Source organism: Bradyrhizobium sp. SPXBL-04, assembly GCF_051853035.1.
GTDB classification, from domain to species: domain Bacteria; phylum Pseudomonadota; class Alphaproteobacteria; order Rhizobiales; family Xanthobacteraceae; genus Bradyrhizobium; species Bradyrhizobium zhanjiangense.
Genome location: NZ_CP182472.1, coordinates 1,707,001 through 1,733,687, shown reverse-complemented (window position 1 = coordinate 1,733,687; position 26,687 = coordinate 1,707,001). Strand labels below are relative to the sequence as shown.

The window sequence follows — 26,687 nt, the reverse complement described above, 5'->3', positions numbered from 1 at the left end:
GAAAATGTTCGGTTCTGCTAACAGGCTATTAGCAAGGCGCATGCCAATCATTGTCTGGCCGCGAGTCCCGCTCGAACCAAAGACTCGAAGCGCCTGACATTTTCCATGCAAAGGTTACGTGCGACTGGAAGCCGATGTGTGAGCAAGCGCAGTCGGTGCAATATCCGCGAGTGGAACCGCTAGCGTAGGTGCTCCGGCAATTGCGGCTCATGACCAATCAAGTCCGCAAAGAAGCGATCGCAGTCCTGGCCGTTGAGGCTGGCCTCAAGCCCGTCAAGTGCTTCGGAGATCAGCCTTGCTTCATTTTCGTCCAAGAGCCGCACCGCGCTGTCGATATGAACGAGCACCTTTGCGCCGACGAAGGCGTCGGAGAGCAGCATGACGGAGACGCGCCGCTGTTCATCGCCATACTCGCACAGCGCCGTAATGCTGTCGGTCTCGAGAATCGTCATCGGCAAGCCAAGGCACATGGTCAGTCGCGGGCCGCTAGATCGGCTGCGCCCTCATCTCATAATTTGCATGGTCGATATTGTTCGCTAACAGTCGTTCTGATGCAGGCAGCTGCGCGGTCCGCGGTTTTGCCGGCGATTCCCACTGCGCCAGGAGTTTGCAAGCTAGTTCAATCGCAGGCGCAATTTGAAAGCGTACCGGGGCCGTCAGCGGACCGCCCCAATGCTCCAGGTCCAGCGGCTGACAGCCGATAAGAGCGAGCTCTCGCGGGCGGCGGCCAAGCAGGTCGGCCGCACTCAAGACCTCCTGAAAGCCGGTCTGATGCAGGCTCACCTTCTTGGCGGCGGTAAATTTTGGCACTTCGTCATCTCGCACAAGCTTCAACTGCCCGGGCAGCAATCCATAGTCGATGGCATCGAACACGATCAGACAATCGGCCTGCTCAAGAAAACTGACGAGGTAGAGGCCCTGTGTGCCGCCATCGAGGACGGTGACGTTGTCATCGATGGCGTAGCGGCGATGAAACTCCTCGACCACCCGCACGCCGAATCCCTCATCGGCCCACAAGATATTGCCGATGCCGAGCAGCAGAATCCTCTTCTTGTTCTCCGGAGTCAGCATCCGCTTCCCAGTCAATCGCGAAACCCGCGCTCATTAGATGCTCCGGCGCGACATGAGTCTTCCCAGATCACCGCGTAGATGTGGACCAGCGCAAAGGTCACGATCACCCACAGGCCGAGATGATGCCAGGTATGGACGTCCTGACTGTTCGGCCAAATTGAAAATACCCAGCTGAATAGCTTGTACTGCCAGCTGTCAGTACCTGCACCTTGCCCATAAAGTGCAAACCCTGTGACGACCATGAACGTGATCGTCTGCGTAAACATGAAGAACATTGCGAGCTGAGCAAGACGGTTGCGCCCGACGTGGCTCTCGGGCTCAACTGTAAGGAACGCATACGAGCGAATCTCGTGGTACACCTCGCGCCAAAAGCACCTGCGCCAGAGCGGCACCCAAAAGATCTGCATGGCATGCGCATTTCCCTTTAAAGCCCAGTAGATCCGCAGAAGAAAGCCGATACCGAGCACATATCCCGCCGATAAATGAGCAAAGCGGATATAGCCGAACAGGAAATTTCCGGTTGCCTCTCCCGACATCACCGGTGTCCCGGTTCCAATGAGATAGCCGGTTGAACTCAGTATCAGAATGGCCGCGGCATTGACCCAATGCCACAGTCGCACCGGCGCGCAGGCGATGCTGCGTTCAGTCGGTGCCGCATCGACGGCGGCAAGGAGCTTCCGAGCGCTGTCCGGCATGCCCCTAACGAACATTGACTGAAGCCATTTCCTGGCCCTCAGGACTCATCACGTGGGTCGAGCAAGCCAAGCACGGATCAAAGGAATGGATCGTGCGCAAGATCTCCAGGGGCCGCTGCGGATCGGCCATCGGGGTACCGATCAGGGAGGCTTCAAAAGCGCCAATATTGCCCTTGGGATCGCGAGGAGATCCGTTCCACGTCGTCGGCACAACACATTGATAATTGTCGATCTTGGCGTCCTTGATCTTGATCCAGTGCCCAAGCGCACCGCGCGGCGCCTCAGTGAACCCGTAGCCCTTGGCCTCCTTGCGCCAGGTTTCCGGCTTCCACCTGCTGACATCGGCAGTTGCCGTATTGCCCGCCTTGATGTGGGCTACCAACTTATCCTGGAAATAACGCATCTGATGCGCCGCCCACTGGCATTCGAGCGCCCGCGCCGCAGTACGGCCAAGCGTTGAGAACAGCGCAGTCAGGGGAAGATTGAGCCCCTTGAGCAGTCTCTCGGCGGGCTCCTTGAACTCGGTTTTGTTTTGCGCATAACCGATGATGTATCGCGCTAACGGCCCGACCTCCACGGCGTGGCCGCGCCAGCGCGGCGCTTTGATCCAGGAATACTTGCCGCCCTCGTCGAGTTCCTTGATATCTGTCTTGCTGCCTTTGAGTTTTGGCCCAAGTTCAAAACTCGGCTCGGTGATACCGTCCCAGGGATGCAGTCCACAGCAATCGCTGGGATATTTATACCATGAATGCGCGACGAATTCCTGGATCTGCTCGGGATCACCATGATCGATCGGCAGTATCTCCTTGAGATTGCCACCAAGAATGACCCCGCGCGGCAGCTTGAGGCTTTTGGCGGAACAGTCATTTGCGTTTTCAGGGATGTCGCCATAGGACATCACGCTTTTGCTCGAAAGTCCGCCGCCATGGAGCCAGTCCTTATAGAACGAGCAGATCGCGGCAATGTCGGGCAGGTAAACCTGTTCGACAAACTCGATCGAACGGTCGACGATCGAGGACACGATGTTCAATCGCTCCATATTGATCGCACCCACCGCACCAGTTCCGTCGATGTTGATCGCGCAGGGCACCCCGCCGACCAGCCAGTTCGGATGCGGGTTCTTGCCACCATAGATAGCTTGGATCTTGACGATCTCCTTTTGGAAGTCGAGCGCTTCCAGATAATGCGCTACAGCCATCAGGTTCGCTTCCGGTGGCAGCTTGTAGGCCGGATGCCCCCAATAGCCATTCTTGAACGGACCGAGTTGCCCTGATCCGAAGAATTTGGCGAGCCGGATCTGCAAATCCTTAAAATAGCCAGGGGACGACAGCGGCCAGGGCGAGATAGACTGCGCGAGCGCGGAGGTCGACTTGGGATCGGCCTTGAGCGCGGAGACCACGTCGACCCAATCCAGCGCGTGCAGGTGATAGAAATGTACGAGGTGATCATGCACGAGCAGGCACAGCTGCATGATGTTGCGGATCGAATTGGCATTCTCCGGAATCGCAATTCCTAGTGCATTTTCAACCGCGCGCACGGAGGTGAGCGCATGGGTGCCGGTGCATACCCCGCAAATCCGCTCGGTGAACGCCCACGCGTCGCGCGGATCGCGCCCGCGCAGGATAACTTCGATGCCACGCCACATCGTCCCGCTTGAGACCGCATTGCGGATCACATTGTCTGAATCGAGATTGGCTTCGACACGCAGGTGGCCTTCGATCCGCGTCAGCGGATCGATGACGATTCGCCTGCCGGAACGATCGAGATTGAACCCATTCGGTGTCTGGACGGCCACCGTCGCCCCTCCTCAGCTCGGTTTGCTTTTGTGGGCTGCGCGATCCCGCTTGCGGGTCAACCGCTTCGCGGCGGTGACCGCCGCGTGGGCAGCGACGGTTAGCCCAACTACGCCGGCAGCGGCCATGCCGATCTGGTCGGCGTTCGCCTCGATGCCGAACTGCTTGATGGTTGTGAGGCGGTCGTAAAATGACCCCTTATCCCAGAAGCCGTCTTCGGAGCAGCCGAGGCAGCCGTGGCCGGATTGAATCGGAAATGAAACGCCGCCGTTCCACCGAATGGCAGAACAGGCATTGTAGGTGGTTGGCCCCTTGCAGCCCATCTTGTACAGGCAATAGCCCTTGCGCGCGTACTTATCGTCCCACTCTTCGACGAATTGGCCAGCGTCGAAATGGGAACGCCGATAGCACTTGTCGTGAATCCGCTCGGAATAGAACATACTTGGACGCCCTTGGCGATCGAGCTCCGGAAGCTTTCCGAACGTGGTCATGAATGTCACGAGGCCACTCATGACCTCTGCGATAGGAGGACACCCGGGCACCTTGATGATCGGCTTGTTGGTGATCACCTTATCGATCGGCGCCGCGCCAGTCGGATTGGGCTTGGCCGCTTGCACGCATCCCCAGGACGCACATGTGCCCCAAGCGATGACCGCCATGGACTCTTCCGCCATGGACCTGAGCTTTTCAACGAACGGCTTGCCGCCGTCAATGCAGAACATGCCACCCTCGTTCAGCGGCGGATTGCCTTCGACGGCGAGCACATACCTGCCTTTGTATTTGGCACGAGTTTCCTCCAGGATGGCTTCGGCCTGGTGTCCTGCCGCCGCCATGATTGTATCGTCATAGTCGAGCGATATCATCGACAGCAGCGTGTCCCTGATCAAGGGATGGGCCGAGCGGATAAAGCTTTCCGAGCAGCAGGTACACTCGAGCCCGTGCAGCCAGATGACGGGCACACGCGGTTTGGTCTCCAGGGCATTGGCAATACTGACTGCGGCGAGCGGACTAAGTCCCAAGCTCGCGGCAGTCAAACTGCAGAATTTGTGGAAACTACGACGCGTGATACCCTGACGTCTGATCACGCTGTAGAACGTTTCTGTTGCACCACTCATTAAGCCTTCCATGTAAGTTGTCGTCGGCCGTAACGAATTACTGACGTTCAGCAAGAAACAAGCCAGCGAACCGAAACACTTGACAGATGGCAAGCCACCGCTTCTGGCTTTGCGAACAGTCGAAGCCAGCCAGCGAGCCACAAGCTGCGCCATTGATCTGTCATGCTATTAGTGTCCGGTTTTGGACGTCGATGTGAGCACTTCAACAGAGCAGCACGATGGTTCACCACTGCACGGTGACCATGTCATGCTCGCTCTTGCACGACCGCGACACTCACGCGGCATGCCGATTGTTGAATAGAATGGGTGCGAGTTGACGGGGACCGCACTGCCCCCCAGTCTCAATCAGACTTGTCGATTGCTGACCAATGGGGCGTTAAAGCCGCTCATAGTCGCAAGTGCGCAACGCCGCGGCCATAACAAGCTTATTCATTGTAGCCTCGCAAGGATGGATAGATCCGGCTTGCAATAATGCTCCTCGGTCGTGACGGATATGTCCGGCCGGCAACCCTAAGACGGTTCAATGCTTCTCTTGGCACAGTGTCTCTCGATGAGGGCTAAGGTGAAGATAGCCGCAAAGGCGAACATCACCATACCGCCGGCAACCACACTCGCCTCGCGCCAGCGCGACGCTTGGACGTAGTCTACGACGTAGGCTGACAACACTTTGGTGCGCCCAGGAATGTTGCCGCCGATCATCATCACGACGCCGAATGTGCCGATCGTATGAGAGAAGCCGACCACGGCGGCTTTAACAAACTCCAGTCGCGCCAGCGGCCCGCTAATGGTAATGAAGGCATACAACGACGAAACGGGCCCCGTAGTCTTCAACGGGCGATCGCCTATCGCAACAAAGGCGTTACGGATCGGCTGCACCACCAACGGCAGCGCCGAGAGGACCGATCCGATCACGATTCCAGCGAAGGTAAAAGCGAGTGTGCGCTCGCCCCACAAAGAGGCGAGAACGCCACCCGGTCCGTTTGGGCCGAGCAACACGAGTACGCAAAAACCGAGAGCCGTCGGCGGCAGCACTAGCGGCAGGGCGATCATCGTCGCCACCGCCTCGCTCAAAAGAGTCCTTGAGCGCGCCAGCCACCCAGCGAGGGGCACACCAATCAGGAGGAGGATCACGGTCGTCACGCTGGCGAGCTCAATCGTGAGCGCAACCGATTGCGAAATCTCTGCCGAAAAGACATCCATGTGGGTCAGCCCAACAATCCAAGCAGGTCGCCGTGTCGGCACAGTGATCGCCTGCACGTCCGGCTCATCCAGGGATGTGGCGCAGATCGCCCTTTAGTCGCGCGGCACTTCGTGGCGGCCGCCACATTCACGCGCGTCGTTTCTGCGAGCAACAGCAGCATCGCAATACTCATCGGCAACTCCTGCGACTGGGTCACTTCCATCCATCTGACGGCGGAAGCTCCTCGTTCGTCATCAGCAATTCCTGTGCCGCGTGCGAACTGTCGCGCGCTCTATGCTCAACGTGCGAAATTCGCATAGACGCCGACATCACTGTGGCGTGAACCTAACGCTCTGTCAGATTTCAGGCATTTTTGTTTCCGAGCAGACAGCGACACGCCGCGCAACGAAGGGGTAGACTTTGACGCCCTCATAGATGCCTGTTTGATTCGTCGCCGGCTCAACCGCCGCACTCGCCGCGCTGGCAATGGAACGGATCTCAGCAAGACTGCCGTTTGGCAGTAACGGGAACGATCTAGCTGAGAAATCATCGTAACGCTGCTTCTGCGGCGCGGCAAAGGGAACGAGGAGCCGAGAGCGAAGGCCGCCTGCTTAATACGCATCGCTAGCACAGGCTTGGAGACAATGCCCCGTGCGCGAACGAGCTTTGCCGTTAGCGACAACGCAGTGCATCGATCAAAGATTCTTCCGCGCAATCGAGTTCCTAAACCAGGCTTCCATCGCGTGGATGCCTACAATCCAAATTATGAATTTTACCGATGTCACGTACTGTTGCATCCATCTCAGCAGTCGGCGCATATCGATCACGCTAGGGCTTCGCGGCCGAGACGTGACTCCGCTAATGCGCCCAGCCGATCAAGTTACGAGTACGCTGGAACTTTTTTTCGACCTTGCGAACGCGGTCCGAGCACTCAAACCGATGCCGCCGGAGACAGACGGTTTGTCCGCCACTGCTTGGTCGGCGCACTTTGGGCATTTGGTGCAGATCTTGCTTAAGAGAGAGGATAAACGCAACTCGCCTGCCTTTGGAACGACGCACCGACTCTCGGAACCGTCTTCAATCGCACACGGCTCAAAATGAGTCTCGTATGACGCTGTCGCCTCTCAAAGACGCGGCGGCTCACATTCGAGGATATTCGGGAAGGAAGCGTCATGACCACCATGTCAACTGCGGCACCCGCGCGCACGTCGCAAACTTGGTATAAGATTCTCTACGTGCAGGTGCTGATTGCGATCATGATTGGCGCCATGGTCGGCTGCCTATGGCCGTCCATCGCGACCAACGACTGGGTCAAGGCGCTCGGTGACGGATTTATCAAACTCATCAAGATGGTGATCGCGCCGATTATTTTCTGCACCGTCACATCCGGTATTGCGCATATTCAGGATGCGAAGAAAGTCGGGCGCGTCGGCGTCAAGGCGCTGGTCTATTTCGAGATCGTCTCCAGCTTTGCATTGCTGTTGGGCCTTGTTATGGGCAATCTGGTCCAAATCGGCCATGGCCTTGCGGTCAAGCCGGATGCTGCGGCGGTCGCCAATTACGTGAAGCAGGCGGAAGCCTCGAAGACCGTCGATTTCTTTCTCAACATCATTCCCGAGACCGCGGTCGGCGCCTTCGCTCGCGGCGATGTTCTGCAGGTTCTCTTGTTCGCGATTCTATTCGGCTTTTCGTTGATGGCGCTGGGAAAGCGTGGGGAGCGGCTGCGCGGCATGATCGACGACGTCGCGCACGCGGTGTTCGGCGTAATCGCTATCATCATGAAAGCGGCTCCGATCGGCGCCTTCGGCGCCATGGCCTTCACCGTCGGCAAGTTCGGGCCGGCAGCACTCGGCAATTTGATCGGTCTGATCGCGCTGTTTTACGCGACTGCGGCGCTATTTGTCGTGGTGGTGCTCGGTTTGATCGCGCGCCTCGTCGGCTTTTCAATCTTCAAGTTCATTGTCTATATCAAGAACGAGATTCTGATCGTGCTCGGCACTTCGTCCTCTGAAAGTGCGCTGCCGCAATTAATGGAGAAGCTCGAACGGCTGGGCTGCTCCAAGCCCGTGGTCGGCCTGGTGGTGCCAACTGGCTACTCCTTCAACCTCGACGGCACCAATATCTATATGACACTTGCGACATTGTTCATTGCCCAGGCACTCGGGGTCGAGCTCACCTTTGGCCAGCAGCTCACCATCCTGCTCGTTGCAATGCTAACGTCGAAGGGAGCAAGCGGCGTCACCGGCGCGGGCTTCATCACGCTCGCTGCGACGTTGTCGGTGGTCAACCCAGCGCTGGTGCCGGGCATGGCAATCGTGTTTTCAATCGATAAGTTCATGAGCGAGGTACGCGCCCTTACTAACATTACCGGCAATGGCATCGCCGCCGTGTTCATATCCTGGTGGGAGGACGAGCTCGAGCACGCGACGCTGCAGGCTCGGCTCAACGAGCCCAACGTTTCCACCACCATCGACGCATGATGAGATAGCTCCCGGGTCTTAACCACCGCCATTCGAAGACGGGTTGAATGCAAGCGCAGCCACATTTCTCGTAGTTCGAATCGACACTCCGACTTGACACGAGCCGGAACTCTCTAGCGCGATCTCCAGTGCGCAGCCCTTGCTCCGCGTCGCGTCCCGGCAGCCGCCCTGAAAAGCTGCCACCAAGCAAAAGCTGCCACCCAAGCAAAAGAGTAGGAGATTTCTTAACAGTCATTTTCAAGCGCGTCTTAGCCGTCAAGCTCTCGGCCATCTGAACGTTTCTGCAACATTTTGCCGTGTCAGATGGGACTGCGACAGAACGTGTCCACCTGACGGACATAGGTGTTGGTCCGCCTACAATTGCCAATGCGCGCGGTCACTGCACTGGCCTCGCCCAACCAACCACGTGGTGGCGAGCTTGCTGATGCAACTCGTCATCCCTTGTTACGGTCCGTGCTGCCGCATTAGATCGTGATGGCTGTGATCAGCATGGATTAGATGGCACCTCGACGGAGCCATGGCGGCTTGCACACGGCTAGTGTCGGTTCGGCGTCGTTGGCGCGCGCTCACCGGCTAACCGGAGACAAGTCCTCTCACCTAGGCGTGATGGCCCTCGGGCATACAAGGCAGTCGCGTAACTTCGCCTTCGTATCTCGGCACATGACGATTGCACTTTCTTCCCCATGCCGATCGCAACGGCGAGATGAATCGGCCGGCAGCTTGTCCCTGTTCTTTCCGGTTCGGCGAGGCGCGCCTGATTGTTTCGGCTCAACGTCTTGGCCGAACTGCAGCCGCTGTCCTCGTCCAGCTGGCGTCAGGGAGTTGTCCTCGGCTGCAGCCTCAAGCGCCTGCCCGAACGTTATCGGCAGCGGAGGAAAGTAGACATCTTAGCTTCGATTCTAGGCGTGTCACGCGCCATATTGAAAGGTTTAGGACAACTATACGTATGTCTGTGATGCGTTTTTTCTTCGCGCGTGCTCAGTTCAGCAAGCAATCGATCTCGGAACCGCTCACAGCGGGTGCGCGTGCCGAGTGTTGCCCCATTTTTGCCTAAAATGTTATAGCTCTCCCGCCGGAGAACAGCCCGGACGGTCCCAAAATGCGTAGCCAGATCAGCAGTTTAAAGCGCTCAGCCCCCCAGTTTACCTTCGGCACCATAACGCTGGCGGTGGTAACACTGTCTTGCTTGTACCTTCAGGCGCATTTCGCCGCGACGGCGTTCGCCTATTTGTTAGTGGTGTTGCTGTTTTCGTTGATGGGCAGCTTCATCGCGTCGTCCGCGCTTTGCATCGTAGCCATTGCTGCTCTCGCTTTTTATTTTGCACCGCCGGCGTTCAGCCTGCGAATCGATGACCCCCAAGATCTGCCCGTGATTGTTGCATTCTTTATTGCCTCGATTGTGGGAGCGCACCTGATCGGAAAGCTGCGCCAGGAAAGAGAGGCTGCGCGTGTGGCTGCGGCCAAGCTTCAGCGGAGTGCGGCCGATTTGGAGGATCGGGAAAAACGCTGGCGCGCCATCTTCGAGCACAATCCGGCCATGTACTTCATGGTCGATGAAGCCGGCACTGTCCTCAACGTCAATACGCTCGGCGCGACACAACTCGGCTATGCTCGTGCTGAACTGATCGGTCGATCCGTGCTGGACGTATTTCTCGAGGAGGATCGCGCCTTCGTTCGCGAATGCGTTCGGACTTGCCTTGAGGATGTCGGACAAACGCGCACGTGGGACGTCCAGAAAGTCAGGAAGGACGGGTCGGTGTTGTGGGTACGTGAAAACGCCAAAGCCATGCTCTGGGCGGATGAGCAGCCCATTATCCTTGTCGCCTGCGAAGATATCACGGAGCGAAGGCGGACCGAACTTGCCCTGCAGCGGAGCGAAGCACATTTAGCCCAGGCGCAGGAGTTGAGTCACACAGGAAGCTTCAGCTGGAACCCCACTACGGGCGAAGCCTTCTGGTCCAAGGAAACATTTCGGATTTTCCAATTAGATCCTCAGACAGTGCCACCGGGGCCGCAGCTCGTCGTTGAGCGCACTCATCCAGATGATAGGGCTTCGGTTAGAGAAATTATCGATCGCGCGATGCGAGACCCGAGCGATTTCGAGCACGAATACCGGCTTCTGCTACCGGACGGCTCGGTAAAGCACATTCATGCGCAGGCACGAGCGACGAGGACAGCCTCTGGTGAGATCGAGTTTGTTGGGGCAGCTACGGACATTACGGCGGCGAGGCGAGCAGAACAGCAGCTGCGCCGCAGCGAGGCCTATCTGGCCGAAGCCCAGCATCTCAGTCACACGGGCAGTTGGTCCTGGGACGTCTACGGTCTAGATTTCGTGTATCGCTCCGCCGAGGTCGATCGTCTGTTTGGCTTTAGCCCACAAGAGCCGGTATCGATAGAGACCATTCGATCGCGCATCCATCCCGACGACTTGCCGCGGCTACAGGAGGTGCAGCGCCAGGCGATTGAACACGAGGAGGAGCGGTTCGAATATGATTTCCGTATCCTTCTACCAGATGGCGGGATAAGACGCATACACTCCGTTGCGCACGTGGTGGTCGGCAGCGATGGTAACGTCAGCGAGCTGATCGGAACACATATGGATGTCACCGAGCAACACGCAGCTAGGGAACGCCTGGAAAACACACTTGCCGCGCTGCGCGAAAGCGAACAGCGCTTTCGCGACTACGCCGAAACAGCTTCCGACTGGCTCTGGGAGACCGGGCCGGATCATCAGGTCACTCACTTGTCCGAGCACACCAGCGCTGCGGGAATTTTGGCGACAGGATTGATGGGCCTGCTTCGCTGGGACATTGCGCGCGACGTCGAAGAGGAACCCGAGAAGTGGCGGCAGCATCGGGCGACGTTGGAAGCCCATCTTCCATTTCGAGATCTCGTCTACCGTACCGTGAATCGGACAGGATCTCCGATCTACGTCCGCACGAGTGGCAAGCCTTTTTTCGATGGAAAGGGCAATTTTCTCGGCTACCGTGGCGTCAGCACTGATATCACCGCTACCATTCGCGCCGATCAAGCCGAACAAGAACTACGAAAGGCACAGGCGGAGCTTGCGCATGTGACGCGTGTAACGACCTTAGGAGAGCTGACAACGACTATCGCCCACGAAATAAACCAGCCACTTGCCGCTATTATCAGCAACGCCGATGCGTGCCTCGGTTGGATGGGTCGCGAAGCTCCTAATCTTTCTGCCGCGCGCTCTTCGGTGGAGTGGATCATCGAAGACGCAATCCGCGCAAGCGAGGTGATCCGTCGTGTTCGCGCTCTCGCGAAGAAAGGCGAGATTGAGATGGTGCCGCTCGATATTAATGAGGTCGTTAAGGACGTCATTGCGCTGGTAACACGAGAGCTGGTGAGCCACCGAGTGTCGTTACGAACCGAGTTGACGGCCGCGCTGCCTACGATCCTCGGCGACCGGATTCAGTTACAACAGGTGATCATCAATCTGGTGATGAACGGAATCGAAGCCATGGACGCAGTTACAGACCGGACGCGCGAACTGCTGATTCAATCATCAAAGGACGATCTGGGGCATGTCCAGATTGCCGTGACCGATTGCGGCGTCGGCATCGCCGAGAACGACGCGGACCGCGTCTTGGATCCCTTCTTCACCACCAAATCGAGTGGTCTTGGAATGGGTCTTTCGATCTGCCGGTCGATCGTAGAAGCTCATGGCGGACGGCTGTCAATGGTCCACAAAGACGGACCGGGCGCGACCTTCCAGTTCGCCCTGCCGCTGCATAAGGAGGCCGTCTCGTGACAGGACGATTTGATACGCCAGGTGAAGGCAGCAATGCCGAGGCCTCGACAAAGGCGATAGTCTTCGTCGTCGAGGACGACATCTCCATGCGCCGCTCGCTTACGAACCTTTTTCGATCGGTAGGGTTGGACGTCGTTGCATTCGGATCGGCCCGCGAAATGCTGCAGAGCACAATTCCGAACGTTGTTAGCTGTCTCGTTCTTGATGTCCGGCTGCCAGGCTTGAGCGGCCTTGAATACCAGAGCGAGCTGGCGAGGTTAAACATACATATTCCGATCATTTTCATTACCGGCCATGGCGACATTCCCATGAGCGTTAGGGCCATGAAGGAAGGAGCGGTCGATTTTCTCAGCAAACCGTTTCGCGACCAGGAACTGCTTGATGCCGTGGTCGCGGCGACCGAACGCGATCGCAAAAGACGGGAGGCTCAGCAAACCGTCGCGAACCTGCAGTCTCTATTTGAGACCTTAAGCCCGCGCGAGCAGGCGGTGATGAAACTGGTCGCTGCCGGCCTGATGAACAAGCAGGTAGCCGCCGAGCTTGGGCTCGCCGAGATTACGGTCAAGATCTACCGGGGACACGTCATGAAAAAGATGCGTGCACGGTCGCTGGCCGACTTGATCAGAATGACTGAGACGCTGGGAATTCGCGCTAATCGTCCTGAACAAACCCAAGTATGATTTTACAATTTCATCAGTCGAGCCCACTTTTCGCCGAAGGTGGCTAATGCTTGTGGCCACTATTCACGCGTCAGGAGGGATCGTCTTGTCTACGCCTTTGATTTCCGTCGTTGACGACGACGCCTCAGTCCGTGCGGCGACAGAGAATCTTTTGAAATCGCGTGGCTACATCGCCCAAATATTTGCGTCGGCCGAGGAACTCCTGAGGTCGCCGCAATTGGACGAGACATCCTGTGTCATTACCGATGTGCAGATGTCGGCTATGAGCGGCCTGGATCTGTTGGCAGAGATGCGGACACGTGGTTACGACGCACCATTCATTTTCATTACTGCTTTCCCCAACGACCGCGTGCGCGCGTCAGCGCTGGGCGCCGGCGCGATTGGCTTCCTCGCCAAACCCTTTGCAGGACAAGCGTTAATCGAATGCCTCGACACCGCACTGAACGCGTATGACGGCCGGCGCGACATCTGATGCAATCAACCTGCGGCTTGGGTTGATGTCCGATCTAAACGCTCCACGCGTCGATCTCGCCGCCGACCAACCTCTTCGAGTCAAAGATGCTACTTGCTCTAAAATCAAGCGAGCGAGAGGCCAATTGTCGCCTTGTCGACACTTTAGCGACCATCGCCGGGCGGCTACATTGGTGCAGAACAACCTTATCGCTGCGAGTGCTGGAAGGGCACGCCAGCTCGACTCACTCTGCAGATCGACGTTCAACGTAATGCTCACCCAAAGCAATCGACGCCCCTAAGCCCTTCTTAACTCGTCTGGATCGTTTCTATATGTTCCATTGCAGAGCGGAGCTGGCCGAGAGCGATCGACAAAGCAAGAGATTGGCTGTTCGCAGCCGACTGCAGTGACGATGATAACGGAGCTTCGCCCAGGACAACCGCCTCGCGTCTTCTGTTGAGGCTTTTCTGGTGAAAGTGCTCTGCACGATGATCGTGCTCTCGGCGTCGTTATGTCCGTTGACGCATGCCAGCCGTCTTGCCCATCGGGCGCCGCTTCGCTGTGCATTTCCTTGCCCACCGACTCACGGCAGGCGCCCACGCCCTTACTACTTCATAGGTGTCATCTGTAGACGACTTCTGGCTCCAAGCCGTCCAACGGCTCGGCACAACACGCCCGGCCCTCGGCGACCGGGCGCACTTTGGCGGCATCCCATGCAGGTCCTCGCCGCAGCGAGCATTGTCGCAATTGGCTTGTGCAGTGAGCCCCTACTTCCAAGGCTCAAACAAATCAGCAACCGCTAAGCCGAGGAGCACTCTGGGGACAGTATTCTGAGCCAACTCAGAGGAACTCTCAGCCGAAAAGGCGATAAACACAGAGGAGCCCGGAGCAGGCTAGATTGGTCTACTCCATCGGGCCAAATCACCGGTGATCCCATTGTCACATAAAATCATCCTCATAGTCGTATGTTGAGGGGCTCGCTGAGATCTCGGTATCACTACCCTCACTGTCTTCAGCTTTGGAAAGATACAGCGCAGCAGTACCTTTGCGCTGCCATTCGCCGTCACTATTCCTTACCCACTTGTCTGACTTCTCTGGGTCGAGAACCATGTTGTCGGCGTCAACCTCGACGAATCCCATCTTTGCCGCACGGGCTCTTGCTTCCGAATTAGCCGGACGCAAATTGAGCAGCGGCTGTTTTCCGTCTAGTCGAAGCTGGTGCTCGAGCAGGATATCGCCAGCGTTCTCGACAAGCGGATGAACGACTTGAAGATCCACAGTAGAGGTAGTCCCGTGGCGTCCAGGAAATAGCTTCTTAAACCTTTTGACGTCGAACTCGGTCATGCTGTCGCCGCCTTCCGTTCTTAGAAGTCCGACACTCTTGTTGCCCAATTGGTAGCTGAAGTATCGCGCCTTCTCGGAATCTCGGGTTCGCCCGTAGTCTTTGGCAACTTCCGCAGTTCGCCTTGCCTTGCCGGACACGAAATCGGAGTACTCTTTGGGGTTGTCGGCGATGTACATGATTTCGTCGCCATGATAGGCCTCCGCCGCTTTTCGGAATGACTGACGATCCTTGAACTCTATTATGGGAGGGGTCGAAGCGAGCGAATACGGTCTTGTTGCCGAAGATGCACTGCCACTGGAACCAGATTCGGCTAAGCGCATATTTGCGAACGCATCCGCAAAGGTGTCTGCGTCCATTTGCTCATCAGTTTCGGCAAAGTCAGAGGATTGGAAGTAGGACGAGCCATTGATCCGATTATACATGGCGATTGGTGCTCCCGTCGGACATACATTTCCGCATCTAGTTTAGGCTTGTTAGGCCCAGCAGCGCTGATAAGGAGCCTGGCTTACCAAAACCTGACGTGGCCGCCCTCACGTTGGCTTATCATAGGGCTTCCTTTCGAACGACACGGCGGCACGCTCGTGCCATTGGCATTCATCAGGTTCGATGAGAGGCCGCGAACACCTCCGAGGAAGCTCCTTTATTGGGAATTAGGCCGATCGCTGATTGACCTGTTGACGCCAATCGGATCGTACTCTTTTCGGAGTTCCGCCGCGCCGCTTCATATTCGGTTTTTATTTTCAACGTTCCAGTGAAGCTCGCGCACCGCCTTCCATAGATTGGCCGATTTCCAGAATTTGACCAACGATATCGCCTGCGCCAGAACGGCCGTCTAACGTTGGCTCGTAGAAGCGCGACCCACCCGCTCATTTATCCAAATCCGCATTTCGCCCTCGCCGCGGTTACCCCAGCTGAACCACGGAATGAATGTCAGCCGCTGCGGTTCTAGCTGTCCAGGCACTTTGTCGTAGTGATAAAGCGCCGCTTCTTCAGAATGCGTGTGTTGCAACCGCGCCCCGTCGGCCTGCAGCAAAATCTTGCCGTCAAAGAGACCAGTTCCTTCCATAAGGGAAAACCGGCTGTCTGAGTGAAGCCAAACGTTGTGTAACTCGGTCCCGTTGTCGGCCTCCTCCAGACAATAAACTAAGGGGCCACGCTGGATGGCCACCTTGCCGGCCAAATTGCGAAGTTGTGGATGGCCGTATACGCGACGCACTTGCATCGGCAACGATAATTTGACGCGATCTCCCTGCTGCCACGTTCGGCGAATGTGCAAATAGCCCTTGCGCGGCTCGCAATTCACTGGCTCGCCGTTCAGGCTCGCCTGCGGTACGCTGCACCATTCTGGCAGGCGCAGGGCGAGCGTGTGGGCAATTGGCGGCGCAGATTCGACGGCGATTTCTACCTCTTCTCTCCAGGGATAGCTGCCGCTTATGAGCAACCGCAGCGCATGTCCGTCGACGGATATTGCTACTCTATTACCAACGTAGAGATTTACATAGAGCGCATCGGTGCTGGGCGTGTAGATGTAATGACCAATGGATGTGAAAAGCCGTGCGATGTTCGGTGGACAGCAGGCGCAGCCAAACCAAGGTCGTCGCACCGGCGAGACATGATTGTAGATGCCATTAGACTTCAGCGTTTTTGGATGCACTTCGAGCGGGTTAACATAAAAATAGTGACGCCCGTCCAACGCGATACTGCCGAGAACGGTATTGTAGAGCGCGCGCTCCATCACGTCGGCATAGCGACTGTCCAGTTCCAACTCCAGCATACGGCGCGCGAACATCATCAAGCCAATCGACGCGCAACTTTCCGCATACGCCGTATCATTCGGCAAATCGTAATCGCTGCTGAAGGCTTCGCCGGCACTTTGCGAGCCGATGGCTCCGGTAATATAGATCTGGCGCTGGACCATGTTTTGCCATAGCCGTAGGCAAGTTTGGAGCTGCTGCTCGTTCTGGCGCAGACGCGCGAGATGAGCTACTGCCGTCATGAGGTATACAAAACGAACCGCATGACCTGTTGCAGTCCGCTGCTCCGAAAGCGGCAAGTGCGCTTGGCTATACGCTTTGTTTTTTATCATCCAAGGCGGGCCGTCGGATTTGGGGACGCGGGATTGCTGGCGCTTCTCGTACTCAATGTCGTAGAAGTGCGGCTCCGTGCCGCGTTGCTCCACGAAATAATTGGCTAGTGTGAGATATCGCCGCTCCTTTGTCGCGTCGTAGAGGCGTGCCAACGCAAGTTCGATTTCCGGATGGCCATCGTAGCCGTGCAGCTGATTGCGCTCTGGGCCAAAAACTGTGCCGAGGTGGTCAGCAAGCCTGCAAACGACCTCCAGCAATCGCCGTTTGCCAGTTGCCTGAAAGAACGCGACACCTGCTTCAATCAAGTGCCCCGCGCAATAAAGTTCGTGGCACTCCGCTAGGTTGGTCCAGCGCTTCTGAGGCGCGTTCAGTATGAAATAAGTATTGAGATAGCCGTCGCCGCATTGGGCGGCCGCAATCAGTTCAATTAGATCATCGACGGCTTTCTCCAGGTCTGGATTTGGTGCCTGGCATAGCGACCATGCAGCCGCCTCAAGCCATTTTGCGACGTCACTGTCTTGGAAAACTGCGCCATGGAACTCGCCCCTCGCACGTCCGGCGGCAAGGCGGAAGTTCTCCACCGCGTGGCTCGGTATCGCCTCGGGATCGCGATCGTTCAGCACCTCCCATTGGTAGGGAATTGCCACTTCCCTGACCAGCTGCTGGCATTTTCCAATCAGCGGATCCGAGACCTGTAGGTTGTGAAGATCGACTTCGGCCACATTCCGATCATTCATCGCGTTCCTCCTTGGAGTGTGGCGAACGGTCGCCTAGCCAGGCGAGCCACCTCACCACGCTTGCCTTGCCGGGTTGTGGCCCTGAGATTTGCGGCCGCACAATCGTATTCTCGTTGCGAGCGTTCAAACGATAGAAATGGAGAGGTTGCCCTAAGGCGCCGCACTCCCAGACATGCGTTGACAGCCGCTGCGTTCGAGGAGCGGGACAGCAATTCCCGTGCCGAGAATGAGGAGCGGTTCTTCTGTCAACCAGATCTGCGGCTCCGCGGTAGGATCCGATGCGATCGCTGGCCCACCAACCGGATTTGCCATCGTGCTAAATCCCGCGTCGCCACAACGCTGGTTGATCCTGCTGTACGAGCGGGTCGGCTGTCGCTGGGCCAGATAATGGCCATATATACAGACAGCGCCGCGTCCTTCCGGTGCGGCGAACCATCTGCTATTGATACTAAGCCCTCGACCTTGCGCGGGAATGTCCGGTTTCTAACAATTCTTTTGATGACACGCAGCAGGTGTCACGGCGCCTGTGGCGCATCCGGATTCAATGAGCCGTTGGTAGGCGCGATCTAAGGGAGAAACTGGACTGCTAATCCTAAGCAATCCTCCGGGGGCGAAGCGCATGCTCAACTTGCCCGACAGGGCGCGCATGCTGGCAATTGGGCAAAGTAAGTTGTCGCGCGTATACGCTTCCAGTGAATAAGCCGCGACAGAGCAGCGCGAAGCTTCTGCAACACTTGCTCGTCGGCTTCGGCATCATACGGCAGCTACGAGCAACTTCGGAGACAGCAAGATTGGGAAATTGTCCGGTTCCGTCTCAACGAACTCGACGCGACCAAACGCAAGCCCAACATCTCGACGCGGCGGCCTCAATGCTCAGATACTAACACTGCGACCTCATTCGACAGTCACCGATTTTGCGAGATTACGCGGCTGATCCACGTCCGTGGCCCTTACGAGGGCGGTATGGTAAGCCAAGAGCTGAACCGGAATGGCATAGACCATCGGCGTAAAGCTTGCGACCATCTCCGGCAGCACAAGGGTCATGAGTGTGTCCACTGTCGCTTCCAAAGCACCCTTCGCATCGGTGATCAGGATGATCTTGCCGCCCCGAGCGGCAACTTCTTGCATGTTCGAGACGGTCTTCTCGAAGACCTCGTCGTAAGGCGCGATCACTACCACAGGCACGGTCTCATCGATCAGTGCGATGGGTCCGTGCTTGAGCTCGCCGGCGGCATAACCTTCTGAGTGGATATAGGAAATTTCCTTCAGTTTGAGTGCACCCTCCAACGCCAGGGGGGCCGATGTGCCCCGACCGAGATAGAGCACGCCTCTCGAGTCGGCGACATAACGCGCGAGCTTCTCGATCTGCGGCTCGATCAACAGCGCCGCAGCAATCAACCGCGGCACTTCGATAAGCTCACGCACAAGCTTCGATTCATCGATCTCAGACAGCTTACCGCGCTCTTTGCCTGCTGCGACGGCAAGGGCCGCCAATACCATCAGCTGGCAGATGAATGCCTTTGTGGAGGCGACGCCGATTTCTGGCCCCGCCAGTGTCGGCAGAACGGATTCACTCTCGCGCGCAATCGTCGAGGTCGGGACGTTGACTACAGATATCGTGTGCACGCCCTGGCCCTTGGCGTATCGCAACGCAGCCAGCGTGTCGGCGGTTTCGCCCGACTGCGAGATGACGACGACGAGATCACCCCGACGCAGAGGCGCCTCCCGGTAGCGGAACTCGGACGCTACATCGATCTCGACAGGTAAGCGCGCCAGCCGCTCGAACCAGTATTTGGCGATGTGCCCGGCATAGCTCGCCGTGCCGCACGCGGTAATTGAGATGCGCTGAATGGATTTAAAATCGAACGGCAATGTGAGCGGCAGCGCGACGCGCTTGGCCGCCATGTCGAGATAATGCGCCAATGTCTTGCCCGCCACTATCGGCTGCTCGTGGATTTCCTTGGCCATGAAGTGGCGATAATTCGCTTTGTCCACAAGGAGTGACGATACGCCAGACTTTGATGTTTCCCGCTGCACGACGGAGCCGTCTGCGCTATAAATCACGCACGTCGTGCGCGTAAGCACGGCCCAGTCGCCATCTTCAAGATAGGTAATGGTGTCGGTCAAAGGCGCGAGCGCGATCGCGTCCGATCCTAGATACACTTCGCCGTTACCATGTCCGATCGCAAGGGGCGACCCCTTGCGCGCACCGATCAAAAGATCGTCGTGGGCCTTGAAAAGGAATGCCAGCGCGAAGGCACCGCGCATCCGTGGCAGCGACGCTTGTACCGCATCCTGCGGCGAGTAGCCATTCTTGAGATAAGATTCGACGAGATGTGCCACCACCTCGGTGTCCGTCTCTGAGTCAAAATGGGCTCCATTCCGCTCCAGCTCGGACCGCAGCTCGCTGAAATTCTCAATGATCCCGTTATGAACGACCGCTACATTTTCCGTCGCATGCGGATGAGCATTGCGCTCGGTCGGCTTTCCATGAGTAGCCCAGCGGGTGTGACCAATCCCGGTACGACCCGACGGCGGATAATAGCGTAGCCGCTCCTCAAGGTTTCTCAGCTTGCCTTCAGCGCGTCGCCGCTCGATACGGAGACCCTCGAGGGTCGCGAGGCCTGCGGAGTCGTAGCCACGATATTCCAATCGCTTGAGCGAAGCGACCAACTGCCCAACGACCGGACCACGCCCCAAGATGCCGACAATTCCACACATATCGATCAATGCTGCCCAAATTCAAGAAGTCCGACGTTCCCCCTCACGGGAACCCCGTTACGAAATTCGCTTGCCCGAGGATAACAGGTGTCAAGTTCGGAATTTGTCGCGGCCCCCTGTATCGCCGCCGCATTCACAAGCGTGAGTTAGCTCTCTTTCAGCCATCATCGCTTCGCCCGGCTACATGCCGCCTTTGGCTGCCCATCGAGTACAAACTGGGATGTGGCTGCGAATAGGGTGACCGCTTTGAAGAGTGCCAGATAATCGGGCGCGCTTGAACGGTGGTGCGACATCCAATCCCGACACAAACAGACTTGCTCGGTTGCGACGATAGCTGTCGTCGTCGCATAAAGCCGCTGCGAGGACATATCGCGCCAATAGTCTGGCTCCATAGATTAAGGACATTCCAACCAGATCGGCAACCAATTATCCTACGATGGAACATTTTGTCTTGTTTGGCTCATCATCACTGTGAGTCATTTGACGACTTGCCACTCAAATTCCCAAGGAAGTGAGCAGCGAAACCGACGAACCGGGTGGCGCTTGAGTGGCAGTCACTGAGTCCTTGCGTCGAACCGAGGCAAGTTACGCTCGTCGAGACTAAACGATTGGCAGCGAAGCTGTAGTGTACAAACGTAAACTTTCGATATCGAAACGTTCGAGGATCTATACCAATGTTTGCTACTCTTTCTCATTTTGTCTTGCGTCGACCGTCCGCTGCCTGCCGCGAGCTGGACAAAGGCGCTGATTACGGTTGATGAGTCGACCGCCAAGGGCGGGCGTTCTGTTCGGAAGTTAACGGTACGGACGCTTTGTAGACTGCGAATTGACGCGCAGGCCTGACTGTGTGTGCTGGCTTGCATCCGTCATCCGACAAATGCATTGACGGCTGCGGCCTCAGCTCGTCGCTCTGCCAAGCCACGCGACTGCGCCTGAGGATAGATAAGGAACACAGACCCTCGGCTTCTATCTCATTGGAGATATCGCCCTGGACAAGCGCGCCCTGGTGCTCGCAACGGCGATCGCACTCGCCTACTTAGGAACATTGCGGATATCAGCCAGGATGAGAGCGTTTGTTGACTTTCATGTTTTGAAGATCAATGTGTTGGCACTCCTCCAGTCCAATCTAAATCAATGTATATAGTGTGCATTCCTACATGATGTGTATGACTGGCGCTAACGATCGCTTTCCTCCAATTGCGGGTGGAGCGGGCTTGCGCATCTAGATTTCTCGAGAAACGGCTTCGCAATAGCGTTTCACAGAGCCTTCTTTCCCGCGCAACTAAGAGAGACCATGGCGGCTCAGGATTCAAAGCGGCGCGTTGCGCTGATCACCGGCGTCACCGGGCAGGACGGCGCATATCTCGCCGAGTATCTGCTCGGTCTCGGCTACACCGTGCACGGGATCAAGCGCCGGTCGTCCTCGTTCAACACCGCGCGCGTAGATCATCTCTACCAGGATCCGCATGCCGGCAACGTGCCGTTCCTGATGCACTATGGCGACATGACGGATTCGACCAATCTGATTCGGCTGGTGCAGGAGATCCGGCCGACCGAGATCTATAACCTGGCCGCCCAGAGCCACGTCCAGGTCAGTTTCGAGAGCCCGGAATACACCGCCAACGCCGACGCAATCGGCGTGCTGCGCCTTTTGGAAGCGATCCGCATCCTCGGCAGGGAAAAGGAGACGCGGTTCTACCAGGCCTCGACCTCGGAGCTTTACGGGCTCGTGCAAGAGGTGCCGCAGAAGGAAACCACGCCATTCTATCCGCGCTCGCCCTATGGCGTCGCCAAGCTTTATGGCTACTGGATCACGGTGAACTACCGTGAGGCCTATGGCATGTTCGCCAGCAACGGCATCCTGTTCAACCATGAGAGCCCGACCCGCGGCGAGACCTTCGTGACGCGCAAGATCACCCGCGCCGTCGCCCGCATCGAGGTCGGCCTCGAGAACACGCTCTATCTCGGCAACCTCGACGCCAAGCGCGACTGGGGCCATGCCCGCGACTATATTGAGGGCATGCACAGGATCCTGCAGGTCGACGAGCCCGGCGACTTCGTGCTCGCGACCGGCGAGACGCGGTCGGTCCGCGAGTTCGTCGAGCTGGCGTTTGCCGAGGTCGGGCGCAGCATTGAATGGCGCGGCAAGGGCGTCGAGGAGGTCGGCGTGGACAAGGCGTCCGGCAAGACCCTGGTGCAGATCGACCCGACCTATTTCCGTCCGACCGAGGTTGATCTCCTGATCGGCGACGCCAGCAAGGCGCGCGCGAAGCTCGGCTGGGCTCCGAAGACGCCGTTCTCGCAACTGGTGAAGGAAATGGTCGCCAGCGATCTCGTCGAAGCCAGGCAGGGCACGGCCAATGGCAAGCACGGCGTTTGAACTGAAGGGCAAGACGGTTTTCGTTGCGGGCCATCGCGGCATGGTCGGCGCGGCGCTTATGCGCCGGCTGGCACGCGAACAGGCCGATCTCTTGACGGCGTCGCGCAGCGAACTCGACCTGCGTGACCAGGCCGCGGTGAACGCTTGGTTTGCCGCGAAGCGGCCGCAGGCCGTGTTCCTGGCCGCCGCCAAGGTCGGCGGCATCGTCGCTAACAACACGCTGCGCGCCGAGTTCCTCCACGACAATCTGGCGATTTCGAGCAACGTGATCCAGGCGGCGCATGCCAATGGATGCGAGAAGCTGATGTTTTTCGGCTCCTCCTGCATCTATCCGCGCCTGGCGCCGCAGCCGCTGCGAGAGGATTCGATGTTGACCGGCCCGCTGGAGCCGACGAACGAACCCTATGCCATCGCCAAGATCGCCGGCATCAAGATGGCCCAGGCCTATCGCAGCCAGTACGGCGCCGATTTCATCAGCGTGATGCCGACCAATCTCTACGGCCCCGGCGACAATTATCACCCCAAATACAGCCACGTCGTCGCCGCCCTGATCCGCCGCTTCCACGAGGCCAAGATTTCGGGCTGCGGCAACGTCGTGGTGTGGGGCACCGGCACGCCGCGCCGCGAATTCCTCTATGTCGATGATCTCGCCGACGCCTGCATCCATCTGATGAAGACGTATTCCTCGCCGGAACTCGTCAATATCGGTACCGGCGAGGACATCAGCATCGCCGAGTTCGCACTCATGGTCGCGGCCGCCGTCGGTTTTCGCGGTGAAATCAGCTTCGACACGTCGCGCCCGGACGGCACGCCGCGCAAGCTGCTCGACGTGGGTCGGCTGTCCGGGCTCGGCTGGCGCGCCACGACCTCGCTCGAGGACGGCATTCAGCTGGCATACTGGGCGTATCGCGCTGACAGCGCTGGACGGCACCAGAGTGATTCGCTTGTTTCCGGATAATGGGGCCGATCCTACGATCAATCGGCGGTGAACGTCCGGCCTAGCGGACTCGCCGCTCACGTAACGATCAATCCTGCTTCGCAGTTGACGAACTTTCATTGTCAACAACCGCCCTCAGCTGGCCGCCAAGAACCCGGGTGACGCGGTGTATCCTAGCTACGACGCAGCAAGCCGACTTGCAGGAAAACGGAGAATGATGACGATCGAGATGTGCTGCCATCAGTTGAGAGCTCATCGACTCTAAGTCTCAAACGCCGATGGACGATCATTAGCCGGAAGCGTGCTGGTGCCCTTTCCTCTCGCCCAATGCCTTAGCGATTGTCTGTGATCATCCTCCTCGCCGACAGCGTAACGATGGACATGAGCGCTCCTAACATCCCGAACGCCAAGGGCAAGCCAAACATGTGTGCGATGAGCCCGATGCCGGCTGGCCCGACGAGTATACCCGCGTAGCCGCCGGTCGTGATGACCGCGATCGCTATGCCTGCTGGCATCACGTTCTGTTTGCCGGCGCTTCGACACAGTACAGGTACAACATTTGAAATACCCAATCCAATAAGCGCGAAGCCCGCCATAGCAATCAACGCAACGGGCGCGGCCACCACAGCCAAGAAGCCTGTCACGATCGGCAGAGTCCCGAGCACCAATGTGGCACGGTCGCCAATTCGCGCCACCACGGCATCTCCGCTGAGACGCCCCGCGGCCATTGCGATTGAGAAGAGCATACAACCAATGCCCCCCTGCGCCTCCGCTAGAAGACCTCGCTCAACGAGAAGCAAAGCGCTCCAATCGAGCATTGCACCTTCGACAAGAAAGGTGATAGCCGCGAGCACAGCTATTAGCAACACACTGCGATGGGGCAAGACAAACAATGGCCCCTGCTGTCGCGAACCCGTCGCGAGCAACCTCGGCCAGGCCGACACAATCGCGATCGTCATTAACGCCGAACAGACCAACGTCGAAAAAAGCGAGCCAAGCTGCAGCGAGAGGAACGAGGTCACGGCGGCAGAGCCGCTGAATTCCCCAATGCTGTACTGGGCGTGGAAGCCCGACATCAATGGACGGCCGGTTGCGCGCTCCAGTTCAATCGCATGAATGTTCATGGCTACATCGATCGAGCCGAGTGAAACGCCGAAAGCAAACAGCGTGGCACCCAGCCTGACAGGTGTGTCGGCAATCGCAAGGCACGGCAGGATGATCGTCAGTCCAAGTCCACCCGCGAGGATAATGGGCTTGCTGCCGTACCGCGCATTCGACACGCTGGTCAGAAGCATCGCGATGACGGATCCCGTTCCGAGACAGAGCAGCAGTAGACCAAGCATGCGGTCATCCACCGCGAGCCGCTCCTTCGCGAGTGGCACCAAGGGCGCCCAGGCCGCGAGGCCGAATCCGGCCACAAAAAATGTCAGCCGCGTCCCAAGCAGGCCGGCAGACCAATTGGCAGATGGTATCACGGGCGCTCCTGAGAGAACGGGCTCGCGAGCGCGGCGCCTCTCATCCTGCGTGCGTCGCCTGCAAGCGGCGCGCGGCTCGACGATGATGGCCTCAAGTTGACGTTCTTCATCCCTGCAAATGCGATGCCGTCACAAAAACTGGACTCCATCACAGGACGAGTGACGAATAGGATGATCGTGGAGCCCCGGCATGCGGTGTTTCGGCTAATCTTTGCCGGATGAGCTAGCCATACGGGTGACAGTTTTTGCTGGTCTGCGACAGCCGGAGGCGCAACGCTCACATGGGCTGTCGCAAAGCCTACAAAACCAATGGCGCCCCACGCCTCTATGAGTTGGCGCGCTAACACGGCCGTCGGTTTTCCGACAGCTTTTGCACAATCGGAAGCTCTCATCACGAGTAACTGCGCTGACTCGCGAGGTCAATACAACGAGGACCGCTATCACGCGCAAGCCGTCAATGGCGGCCCGATATTCGATCGTCCTGGTTTCAGGCGGCCGGATGGTCCCCGCGCCGCGCTTGATGTGTCGTGTCTCGAATCATTCGTTTGTTCCGGACTAGCCGGTCGCCGCCGGCAACAGCCACTTCGAATGGCATGCCGGCAACATCAGCCTCCAAAAGTTCAGGGCTGTCCTGCGGTTCCGAACTCCCGGCGCCGGCGTGCTGGGCAATCAAACCAGAATTCCATGCCATCATTGTCGCCGCCGAAGAGGGGGGCGTCGATCAGGACCAGGACGCGCGCGCATTCGATACCCAGGGGCCCGCCGGCATCGCTCAAGCGCTTATATCCGCAGTTCGCCGAGACCGTCGCTCTGACCAAATCGGACTGTGCGTAGTAAGGAACAAGTATAGCAGGCAGAGATCGATCAGTATCGCCGCCGCCATTACGCTATAAGCCCAGGCGCTCTGCACTAGATCGATCTCGATCAGCACCCGTGACAAACCGAAGCCCACGATCCAAGCATCAAAGCTCATACAGATGCGTCGGAATATCTCCGGATCAAGCCGCCGAATGACGTAGGACCCCAGCGGGATGCCAAGCATGACACTGGGTATAAAAACATAGAGCAAGCTTCCGCTTTCGGAAATGAACAAGCCGAGCTGATAATAGACGAAGGCGGTCACGCTCGATTCCGCCACGCGAACCAACGCTAGGCCGGCGCGAAATTCGTGTTTGACCAAGCCCTGGTTGTTAAACAGCATCGCTAAGGGGGGGCCGGAGATAGTCGTCACCGAATACAGGATCCCCAGCATCCACCCGAATGGCAGGCCGACCAGCCAGCTTGCTTCGATAGGGCGGCGCCAACCCGCAGCTTGCAGCAGGATCAGGGGCAGAATGATCGTGTAGGTGGCGAATTTGATCCATCCCGGCTGGAGCGAGGTCAACGCATAGCCGCCGAGCGCAATGCCCGGCAAGAGTCCAAGCAAGACGGGAAACACTCGTCTCCAAACCGCCCGCACGCCCTTCAGATTGACGAGGAGGACGTAAACGTTGACGAAGACCTCGACGATGACAATAGCGGGGTTGAGAATGCGATTGGTGTAGAAAATCAGCGCAAGGGGTACAGTGAGCGACGAAAAGCCGTAGCCGATGGCTCCATTTACAAAGGCCGCAAAAAACGTCGTTGCGACTAGAAACCACATAGCAGCACCAAACTCAGTCATTTCTTAAAACTTTCCCACTCCGAACGGCGTCGGGTCACGCATCGGGGAACCAGCGCGGCCATTGGTCATCAGGATTGCGGCAGATTCTGATGATTCGTTTAG

The 26,687-nt window shown here is 57.8% G+C and carries 18 protein-coding genes; 6 read left to right on the top strand and 12 right to left on the bottom strand.

The features are described 5' to 3' along the window. Positions 1-179: 179 nt before the first annotated feature. The 6 genes from ACNJX8_RS08115 to ACNJX8_RS08090 form a co-directional block, all read right to left on the bottom strand. Positions 180-470, bottom strand: a complete 291-nt coding sequence (locus ACNJX8_RS08115; RefSeq protein ID WP_128943573.1) for a HypC/HybG/HupF family hydrogenase formation chaperone — start codon at positions 468-470, stop codon at positions 180-182. A gap of 16 nt (positions 471-486) precedes the next feature. Next, entirely contained in the window at positions 487-1,071 is a 585-nt protein-coding gene (locus tag ACNJX8_RS08110) for a HyaD/HybD family hydrogenase maturation endopeptidase (RefSeq protein ID WP_128943572.1), read from the bottom strand. Positions 1,072-1,082: 11 nt separating this feature from the next. Continuing rightward, positions 1,083-1,766, bottom strand: coding sequence for a Ni/Fe-hydrogenase, b-type cytochrome subunit (cybH, locus tag ACNJX8_RS08105; protein WP_164939155.1), 684 nt, complete (start codon positions 1,764-1,766; stop codon positions 1,083-1,085). 4 nt (positions 1,767-1,770) lie between these two features. Then, the gene (locus ACNJX8_RS08100; protein ID WP_439360191.1) at positions 1,771-3,561 is read right to left on the bottom strand and encodes a nickel-dependent hydrogenase large subunit; all 1,791 of its coding nucleotides are present in this window, start codon (positions 3,559-3,561) and stop codon (positions 1,771-1,773) included. A gap of 12 nt (positions 3,562-3,573) precedes the next feature. Then, complete coding sequence (locus ACNJX8_RS08095; protein WP_439361838.1) at positions 3,574-4,674, bottom strand: hydrogenase small subunit; 1,101 nt, start codon at positions 4,672-4,674, stop codon at positions 3,574-3,576. 510 nt (positions 4,675-5,184) lie between these two features. Beyond that, a complete protein-coding gene (locus tag ACNJX8_RS08090) occupies positions 5,185-5,874 on the bottom strand; it encodes a molybdate ABC transporter permease subunit (RefSeq protein ID WP_439361837.1) in 690 nt (229 codons plus the stop codon). Positions 5,875-7,026: 1,152 nt separating this feature from the next. Here ACNJX8_RS08090 and dctA point away from each other — a divergent pair. The 4 genes from dctA to ACNJX8_RS08070 all read left to right on the top strand — a co-directional run bounded on the left by dctA (position 7,027) and on the right by ACNJX8_RS08070 (position 13,261). Beyond that, positions 7,027-8,334, top strand: a complete 1,308-nt coding sequence (dctA, locus tag ACNJX8_RS08085) for a C4-dicarboxylate transporter DctA (protein ID WP_439360190.1) — start codon at positions 7,027-7,029, stop codon at positions 8,332-8,334. Positions 8,335-9,433: 1,099 nt separating this feature from the next. Continuing rightward, positions 9,434-12,109 carry a PAS domain S-box protein gene (locus tag ACNJX8_RS08080; protein WP_439360189.1) on the top strand — a complete coding sequence of 892 codons (2,676 nt, stop codon included), beginning with the start codon at positions 9,434-9,436 and terminating at the stop codon, positions 12,107-12,109. After that, positions 12,106-12,789 (top strand): response regulator transcription factor, encoded by a 684-nt coding sequence (locus tag ACNJX8_RS08075; RefSeq protein WP_128943567.1) that lies wholly within the window; start codon positions 12,106-12,108, stop codon positions 12,787-12,789. Before ACNJX8_RS08080 ends, ACNJX8_RS08075 begins: the two co-directional genes overlap by 4 nt. Positions 12,790-12,835: 46 nt before the next feature. After that, positions 12,836-13,261, top strand: a complete 426-nt coding sequence (locus ACNJX8_RS08070; RefSeq protein WP_439360188.1) for a response regulator transcription factor — start codon at positions 12,836-12,838, stop codon at positions 13,259-13,261. A gap of 918 nt (positions 13,262-14,179) precedes the next feature. Here the strand turns inward: ACNJX8_RS08070 and ACNJX8_RS08065 are convergent. From ACNJX8_RS08065 to glmS, 3 genes are all read right to left on the bottom strand, one after another. Beyond that, positions 14,180-15,007 carry an Effector protein NopP gene (locus tag ACNJX8_RS08065; RefSeq protein ID WP_439360187.1) on the bottom strand — a complete coding sequence of 276 codons (828 nt, stop codon included), beginning with the start codon at positions 15,005-15,007 and terminating at the stop codon, positions 14,180-14,182. Between the two features lie 410 nt (positions 15,008-15,417). Then, complete coding sequence (locus ACNJX8_RS08060; RefSeq protein ID WP_439360185.1) at positions 15,418-17,409, bottom strand: glycoside hydrolase family 127 protein; 1,992 nt, start codon at positions 17,407-17,409, stop codon at positions 15,418-15,420. Positions 17,410-18,303: 894 nt separating this feature from the next. Then, complete coding sequence (gene glmS, locus ACNJX8_RS08055) at positions 18,304-20,130, bottom strand: glutamine--fructose-6-phosphate transaminase (isomerizing) (RefSeq protein ID WP_439360184.1); 1,827 nt, start codon at positions 20,128-20,130, stop codon at positions 18,304-18,306. Positions 20,131-21,424: 1,294 nt separating this feature from the next. Between glmS and gmd the strand changes: the two genes are divergently transcribed. Both gmd and ACNJX8_RS08045 read left to right on the top strand, forming a co-directional pair. Next, positions 21,425-22,510, top strand: coding sequence for a GDP-mannose 4,6-dehydratase (gene gmd, locus ACNJX8_RS08050; protein WP_439360182.1), 1,086 nt, complete (start codon positions 21,425-21,427; stop codon positions 22,508-22,510). After that, on the top strand, positions 22,491-23,468 hold the full coding sequence (locus tag ACNJX8_RS08045) for a GDP-L-fucose synthase family protein (protein ID WP_439360180.1): 978 nt from the start codon (positions 22,491-22,493) through the stop codon (positions 23,466-23,468). Before gmd ends, ACNJX8_RS08045 begins: the two co-directional genes overlap by 20 nt. Before the next feature lie 311 nt (positions 23,469-23,779). Here the strand turns inward: ACNJX8_RS08045 and ACNJX8_RS08040 are convergent, their stop codons facing one another. The 3 genes from ACNJX8_RS08040 to ACNJX8_RS08030 all read right to left on the bottom strand — a co-directional run bounded on the left by ACNJX8_RS08040 (position 23,780) and on the right by ACNJX8_RS08030 (position 26,585). Next, a complete protein-coding gene (locus ACNJX8_RS08040) occupies positions 23,780-24,922 on the bottom strand; it encodes an MFS transporter (RefSeq protein WP_439360178.1) in 1,143 nt (380 codons plus the stop codon). 620 nt (positions 24,923-25,542) lie between these two features. Next, positions 25,543-25,698 carry a hypothetical protein gene (locus ACNJX8_RS08035; RefSeq protein ID WP_439360177.1) on the bottom strand — a complete coding sequence of 52 codons (156 nt, stop codon included), beginning with the start codon at positions 25,696-25,698 and terminating at the stop codon, positions 25,543-25,545. Next, on the bottom strand, positions 25,695-26,585 hold the full coding sequence (locus ACNJX8_RS08030) for a sulfite exporter TauE/SafE family protein (RefSeq protein WP_439360176.1): 891 nt from the start codon (positions 26,583-26,585) through the stop codon (positions 25,695-25,697). Before ACNJX8_RS08030 ends, ACNJX8_RS08035 begins: the two co-directional genes overlap by 4 nt. Between the last annotated feature and the right edge of the window lie 102 nt (positions 26,586-26,687).

What these genes read in the sequence shown, in the direction of transcription:
- ACNJX8_RS08115 (WP_128943573.1), bottom strand. Translation starts at nt 470, where the DNA reads ATGTGCCTTGGCTTGCCGATGACGATTCTCGAGACCGACAGCATTACG.
- ACNJX8_RS08110 (WP_128943572.1), bottom strand. Translation starts at nt 1,071, where the DNA reads ATGCTGACTCCGGAGAACAAGAAGAGGATTCTGCTGCTCGGCATCGGC.
- cybH (WP_164939155.1), bottom strand. Translation starts at nt 1,766, where the DNA reads ATGCCGGACAGCGCTCGGAAGCTCCTTGCCGCCGTCGATGCGGCACCG.
- ACNJX8_RS08095 (WP_439361838.1), bottom strand. Translation starts at nt 4,674, where the DNA reads ATGAGTGGTGCAACAGAAACGTTCTACAGCGTGATCAGACGTCAGGGT.
- ACNJX8_RS08090 (WP_439361837.1), bottom strand. Translation starts at nt 5,874, where the DNA reads ATGGATGTCTTTTCGGCAGAGATTTCGCAATCGGTTGCGCTCACGATT.
- dctA (WP_439360190.1), top strand. Translation starts at nt 7,027, where the DNA reads ATGACCACCATGTCAACTGCGGCACCCGCGCGCACGTCGCAAACTTGG.
- ACNJX8_RS08080 (WP_439360189.1), top strand. Translation starts at nt 9,434, where the DNA reads ATGCGTAGCCAGATCAGCAGTTTAAAGCGCTCAGCCCCCCAGTTTACC.
- ACNJX8_RS08070 (WP_439360188.1), top strand. Translation starts at nt 12,836, where the DNA reads ATGCTTGTGGCCACTATTCACGCGTCAGGAGGGATCGTCTTGTCTACG.
- ACNJX8_RS08065 (WP_439360187.1), bottom strand. Translation starts at nt 15,007, where the DNA reads ATGTATAATCGGATCAATGGCTCGTCCTACTTCCAATCCTCTGACTTT.
- ACNJX8_RS08060 (WP_439360185.1), bottom strand. Translation starts at nt 17,409, where the DNA reads ATGAATGATCGGAATGTGGCCGAAGTCGATCTTCACAACCTACAGGTC.
- glmS (WP_439360184.1), bottom strand. Translation starts at nt 20,130, where the DNA reads ATGTGTGGAATTGTCGGCATCTTGGGGCGTGGTCCGGTCGTTGGGCAG.
- gmd (WP_439360182.1), top strand. Translation starts at nt 21,425, where the DNA reads ATGGCGGCTCAGGATTCAAAGCGGCGCGTTGCGCTGATCACCGGCGTC.
- ACNJX8_RS08045 (WP_439360180.1), top strand. Translation starts at nt 22,491, where the DNA reads ATGGCAAGCACGGCGTTTGAACTGAAGGGCAAGACGGTTTTCGTTGCG.
- ACNJX8_RS08030 (WP_439360176.1), bottom strand. Translation starts at nt 26,585, where the DNA reads ATGACTGAGTTTGGTGCTGCTATGTGGTTTCTAGTCGCAACGACGTTT.